Raw genomic sequence first — 5773 nt, 5'->3', positions numbered from 1 at the left:
TCGCTGCTTCCGCTCGCGCTGAGTTTCTACGTGCTGTGGCAATTCAATCCGCAGATGGCGGACTACCAGTTCGTTGAGCAATACGACTGGATTCCTGCGTTCGGCATTACATACCATATTGGTATTGACGGAATTAGTCTGTTCCTGGTTCTTCTGACTACTATCCTGATTACTCTGTCATTGCTCTATTCCGGAGGCGGCGATATCGAAGAACGTCCCCGCGAATTCTGCTTCTTTATGCTGGTGCTCGAGACTGGACTGCTGGGCACGCTGCTCGCGGTCGATCTGTTCCTGTTCTACGTGTTCTGGGAAGTGATGCTGATCCCGATGTACTTCCTGATCGGTATCTGGGGACATGGCCGCAAGATTTACGCCGCGATCAAGTTCGTATTGTTCACGATGCTCGGATCGTTTCTTATGCTGGTCGCGATACTGTACCTGGTGTACGAGGCGCACCTGCATTTCAACCGAGTCAGCTTCGATTTGCCCCTTCTGTACCAGGTGCCGCTCACGGCGACGCAGGCACGTTGGCTGTTCGCGGCATTCGCGCTGGCTTTCGCGATCAAGGTTCCGATGTGGCCGGTGCATACCTGGCTGCCCGACGCTCACACCAACGCGCCCACGGCGGGTTCGGTCATTCTGGCCGGCGTGATGCTGAAGATGGGCACCTACGGGTTTCTGCGTTTCGCGATTCCACTGTTCCCGACCGTCGCGGTCGAGGCGATTCCGTTGTTCATGGCGCTAGCCGTTATCGGGATCATCTACGGAGCGCTGGTCGCGATGATGCAGCCGGATCTCAAGCGGCTGATTGCCTATTCGTCGGTTAGTCACCTGGGTTTCGTGATGCTGGGGATTTTCGCGCTCAACCCCGAGGGGATAGACGGCGCGATTTACCAGATGCTCAATCACGGCGTCTCGACCGGCGGATTATTTCTGCTGGTCGGGATGCTCTACATGAGGCGGCACACGCGCGAGATTTCCGAGTTCGGCGGGCTGTGGAAGCGCGTTCCGGTGTACGCCGCGATCTTCATGGTCGTGATGCTTTCGTCGATTGGCCTGCCCGGACTTAACGGCTTCGTCGGAGAGTTTCTGATCATGGTCGGCGCGTTCATTCGAATCAGGCTCGCCGTTGTTATCGCAGTCGTCGGCGTCATCCTCGAGGCGCTCTACATGCTCTGGACTTATGAGCGCGTGATGTTCGGACCGATCGTCAAGGCGGTGAACGAAACGATCAGTGATCTAACCAGTCGCGAAATTGCCGTGATGGTGCCGGTGATCGCGCTGATGTTGTTCATGGGACTTTTCCCGCGTCCGCTGATTAGCCGGATCGAACCGTCGGTGACCGCAATGCTGGCGAGAGCAAATTTCGGCCAGGCTCATCTCGAGCGCGAGCGACAGCCGAATCGAATAGCTACTCTGCCAATAGTAACTCGCGATCCCGTGATCGCGGCGGCGGCGCGATGAGTCCCTTCAATCTCGCCGCGATTAACTTCGTCTGGCTGCCGATTCTGCCGATGGTGATCGTGGCGGTGGCTGCGATCGTAGTGCTGCTGGCGGGAGTACGTATCGACGACAGCGAGAGCGAAGGGCTGGGCCTGTTGACGTTGGCATCGCTCGGCGTAGCGTTCGTGTTCACGCTGGGAATCGTCGGGCAGTACGGTATCGCCTTTGCGGGTGCGATCTCGATCGATAGCTTTTCGGCATTTTTTCAACTGGTGATTTTGATCGCGGCGATGTTCACGGTGATGATGTCGCTCGACTACGCCGCCGAGAATCACATCCCGGGCGCCGAATACTATTCGCTGTTACTGTTCTCCGTGCTCGGCATGATGCTGATGGCGACGGCGGGCGATCTGGTTGTCATTTTTCTCGGTCTTGAGACGATGTCGATCACGGTTTACGTGCTCGCGGGCATGATGCGCCGCAACGCTAAATCCAACGAGGCCGCAATAAAATATTTTTTGCTGGGCGCGTTCTCGACCGGCTTTTTGCTCTACGGGATCGCCCTGGTGTACGGCGCGACCGGCACTATCAAGCTCGGCCCGATTCACGACGCACTTGCTTCCGGTGCGTTGAGCTCGAACCCGCTGCTGCTGCTCGGAATTGGCCTGATGGTGATCGGGTTCGGCTTCAAGGTCGCCGCGGTGCCGTTTCACATGTGGACGCCCGACGTTTACGAAGGCGCGCCGACGCCGGTGACTGCGTTCATGGCGGTGGGCGTGAAACTCGCCGCATTTTCCGCGTTCGTCCGTGTTTTCCTGGTCGATTTTTCAACCGTCGGCGCGCGCTGGCAGACGGTGCTATGGGTGGTCGCGGCGCTGACGATGACCGGCGGAAACGTAATCGCCGTGGTTCAGACCAATATCAAACGGATGCTTGCATACTCGGCGATCGCGCACGCCGGATATCTGTTGCTGGGGATGGCGGCGGGAGTGCGGTCAGGTCCGGCGATTCTTTACTACCTGCTCGGATACGCATTCACGAATCTCGGCGCGTTCGCAGTCGTAATCGCGCTCGAACGGCGCGGCGAAACGGGTAATCAGATCGGCGACTTTCGCGGCCTTGCGGCACGTCAGCCGTTACTTGCCGGCGCGATGGCGATCTTCCTGCTGTCGCTGGCCGGAGTTCCGCCGCTGGCCGGCTTTGTCGGCAAGTTCTATATTTTCAGCGAAGCGCTGCAGCAGGGATACGTCGGACTGGTAATAATTGCAGTACTCAATAGTGTAATCTCTGCCTATTACTACTTTTATGTATTAGTCGCGATGTATATGCAGGAGGGCGGCCTCGAAGTCGAGCGACTGAGTAGTCGTCCTGCGCTGGTCGCGGCAATCGGACTGGCCGCATTGGCCACAATATTGATTGGAGTTTATCCGCAGCCGTATATGGCATCGGCCGCGAACGCATTTCATTCAGCCAGCGGCGCCGAAGGGATCCATACTGCTGCGTTCGAGCCGTAACCCTGGCACCCTTCGCCCGTCTCCCTTCTGGACCTCTCCCCTAACCCCTCTCCCTTCTGGAGAGGGGAACCAGAGTGATGCTACTTGCCGCGCGCGGGCTTCTTCGACGCGGGCTTTTTTGCGGATTTCGACGCCGGCTTTGGCTTGCTTGATGCTTTCGGTTTCGCAGTGGCCGTTTGGCTACTCGCGGTGCCGGCGTATGCGTCGGCTTCGATCTCGATCAGCATGTCGGGGTGCGCGAGCCGGCGCACTTCGACGATGGTCGATGCGGGCGGCGAGTCGGCGAAGAATTCCTTATGCGCGCGGGCCACTTCCGCAAAACGCGCCATGTCGGTGACGAACATCCGCGTGCGAATGACGTGATGCATCGCGAGACCCGCACGCTCGAGCGCAGTGCGAATATTGACCAGCGCCTGGCGCGCCTGCACGTACATCTGTCCCGCGCCGACGATCATCCCGCGCTCGTCGGTGGCCGTGGTGCCCGAGACCGCGACAAGGTCGTCGGCGCGTACCAGTCGCGAATAGCCGACGATCGGCTCCCACGGCGTGTTAGTCGAGATTCGCGAGATCGCGCTCATCGTAGTCTCCCTCTCCGCGAGCGAAGCCGGAACGCGCGCGCCGGTCTATACCGGGATGTCGCGGCTCGGGAAAGCTTCTTCGAGTTCCCGCGCCACCGAGCGCATCGGCGGCCCGACCAGCCGTCCCGACGGCATCAGCCAGTTGCGAATCCGGGTAAGCGTCGGCATGCCCGCCGCCGGGCGCTCCGAGCTTCGCACCATATCGAGTTCATGCTCGACGACTAGAGAATTGTGACGACTTGCGAGCCCAAGGCTCGCGAGAATAACGCGCCGCTCTTCCACCCTACTACCTCCACCACATCCGCCCCTGCGGGCCAACTAATGATCGAATGATACAGATGCCTACGAAATAGTCAAAAAATTTCTTGCGCGGGGCAGTGGGGCGCGATTGCCGACCGACTCTTAGAACCCGGCAAAACTCGCGCTTGAAGTTACGCTGCACCTATCGTATTCTTGCCCCGTTTCAAGTTTCCGCGCTCAATTGAGCACCGAGCAACCAAGGAGAAAGCGATGCGCAAGGTCCTGCTTCTAGCACTGGTTACGATGTTCTTCGCGACGGCCTGCAGCAAATCCGAAGAGACGGCTCCAGCTCCAGACGCCGCGGCGTCCGCGGCCGCGCCTGCGGCTATGGCCAGCGACGCCGGCGCCGCGGCATCCAGCGCCGTGGCCAGCGACGCCGCAAGTCCGGCAGCCAGCCCGGCCGCGCCGTAATTCAGTTCGTTTCCTGAGCGGGTTCCCGCGCGCCGGTAGAGCCGTCGGCGCGCGGGAGACTCGCCGACCGTCGCTCCTCGCGGAAGAGTCCGCCGAATCCGCACATTCGGAGCAAGCGGGTTAGCGTTCCTGCCTGTCCTGCAACGATTTCGATAAATCCAGCTATTGCGCCTCTTCAGTTTCCCTCTGAGATTGGTGATTTTGTTCGCAGCGTTCGTGCGAATCGGATGCAGGGGCCTGCAGGTGCTGCTACGATGCGTTCGCAATGGCGAGCGTTCCCAAACCGGCGGCTTCTTCCAACCACCTGAAGCCGGGTCTCTCACTGTTCGACTCCGTGACGCTGGTGGCCGGCTCGATGATCGGCTCCGGCATCTTCATCGTCTCCGCCGACATCACGCGCCAGGTCGGCACTCCATTCGCGCTGTTGATGATCTGGCTGATCGCCGGCGTGATGACCGTTGCGGGTGCTCTCGCGTACGGCGAACTTGCCGCGATGATGCCGGCGGCGGGCGGACAGTACGTCTATCTGCGCGAGGCTTACGGCGGAATGTGGGCATTCATGTTCGGCTGGACGCTCCTGCTCGTCATCCAGACCGGAACGATCGCAGCGGTCGCGGTTGCCTTCGCGCGGTTCGCGGGTGTGATGTGGCCGGTGCTCGGCTCGAATCTCTGGTTCGGCGCGGGTGGCGCGGGACTGTCGGGTGAGCGCGCGGGCGCGATCGCGGTGATCGCTCTGCTGACAGCGGCGAATCTGCGCGGCCTCAACATGGGCAAGTGGCTGCAGAACTCTTTCACCACCGCCAAAATTCTTTCGCTATGTTTGATCGTCGCGGTCGGATGCGTGCTGCTGCCGAATCCGGTCGCGCTGCACGCAAACTTCGGCAGCTCGACGGCGTTCTTCGGCACGCCTTCGATGTCGATTGCGGGAGCCGGCATATTCGGCGCTGCGATGGTCGGTGCCCTGTTCTCGGCCGACGCATGGGCAAGCGCCACCTTCGTTGCGGCCGAGGTTCGCAATCCCAAGCGCGATCTTCCACTGGCGCTCGCGTTTGGGACCGGCCTGGTGATCGCGCTCTATATCCTTAGCAACCTCGCCTACCTCTGCGAGTTGCCGGCGACGGGAACTGCGGACGCCGCGACGGTGGTGGGACGCGGAATCGCGCACGCGTCCAGCGACCGGGTCGCAGCCGCCGCGATGCAAGTGGTATGGGGCGGCGCGGGCGCAAAGATGACCGCAATCCTGGTGATGATCTCCACCTTCGGATGCGCCAACGGACTGATACTCACCGGCGCGCGGGTCATCTACGCGATGTCGCAGGACCGAGTCTTCTTCGCCGCCGCCGGACGTCTCAATCGCGCGAGCGTGCCCGCCGTCGCGCTCATGATGCAGGGAATCTGGGCCGCGGCCCTGACCTTGTCGGGAACTTACTCCGACCTGCTCGACTACGTGATCTTCGCACAATTGATGTTTTACGTGTTGACGGTCTCGGCCGTCTTCGTGCTGCGTCGCCGGCTTCCCGACGCGCC

Annotated in this window: 6 protein-coding genes; 4 read left to right on the top strand and 2 right to left on the bottom strand. The window is 60.8% G+C overall.

What is annotated here, in order from left to right; genetic code table 11:
* Together VIW95_RS15370 and VIW95_RS15365 are read left to right on the top strand one after the other, a co-directional pair.
* A partial coding sequence (locus VIW95_RS15370) for an NADH-quinone oxidoreductase subunit M (protein WP_331588105.1) occupies positions 1 to 1464 on the top strand: 1464 nt, incomplete at its 5' end.
* A complete protein-coding gene (locus VIW95_RS15365) occupies positions 1461 to 2957 on the top strand; it encodes an NADH-quinone oxidoreductase subunit N (protein ID WP_331588103.1) in 1497 nt (498 codons plus the stop codon). The genes VIW95_RS15370 and VIW95_RS15365, both read left to right, overlap by 4 nt.
* 80 nt (positions 2958 to 3037) lie before the next feature.
* Here the strand turns inward: VIW95_RS15365 and VIW95_RS15360 are convergent, their stop codons facing one another.
* Together VIW95_RS15360 and VIW95_RS15355 are read right to left on the bottom strand one after the other, a co-directional pair.
* The gene (locus VIW95_RS15360) at positions 3038 to 3535 is read right to left on the bottom strand and encodes a RidA family protein (protein WP_331588101.1); all 498 of its coding nucleotides are present in this window, start codon (positions 3533 to 3535) and stop codon (positions 3038 to 3040) included.
* A 45-nt stretch (positions 3536 to 3580) separates the two neighbouring features.
* Entirely contained in the window at positions 3581 to 3817 is a 237-nt protein-coding gene (locus VIW95_RS15355) for a hypothetical protein (protein WP_331588098.1), read from the bottom strand.
* A gap of 171 nt (positions 3818 to 3988) precedes the next feature.
* On the opposite strand from VIW95_RS15355, the gene VIW95_RS15350 reads away from it, so the two are divergent.
* Positions 3989 to 4246, top strand: coding sequence for a hypothetical protein (locus VIW95_RS15350; protein ID WP_331588096.1), 258 nt, complete (start codon positions 3989 to 3991; stop codon positions 4244 to 4246).
* 265 nt (positions 4247 to 4511) lie between these two features.
* Positions 4512 to 5773: APC family permease (locus VIW95_RS15345; protein WP_331588094.1), on the top strand; the 1262-nt coding region annotated here is incomplete at its 3' end.

This window comes from Binatus sp. (SeqCode) (assembly GCF_036522015.1).
In the GTDB taxonomy this organism is placed as follows: Bacteria; Desulfobacterota; Binatia; order Binatales; family Binataceae; genus Binatus.
This window is presented reverse-complemented; position numbering and strand designations above follow the sequence as displayed.

Coding starts and splice junctions, on each gene's coding strand:
- VIW95_RS15360 (WP_331588101.1), bottom strand. CDS start 3,535: ATGAGCGCGATCTCGCGAATCTCGACTAACACGCCGTGGGAGCCGATC.
- VIW95_RS15365 (WP_331588103.1), top strand. CDS start 1,461: ATGAGTCCCTTCAATCTCGCCGCGATTAACTTCGTCTGGCTGCCGATT.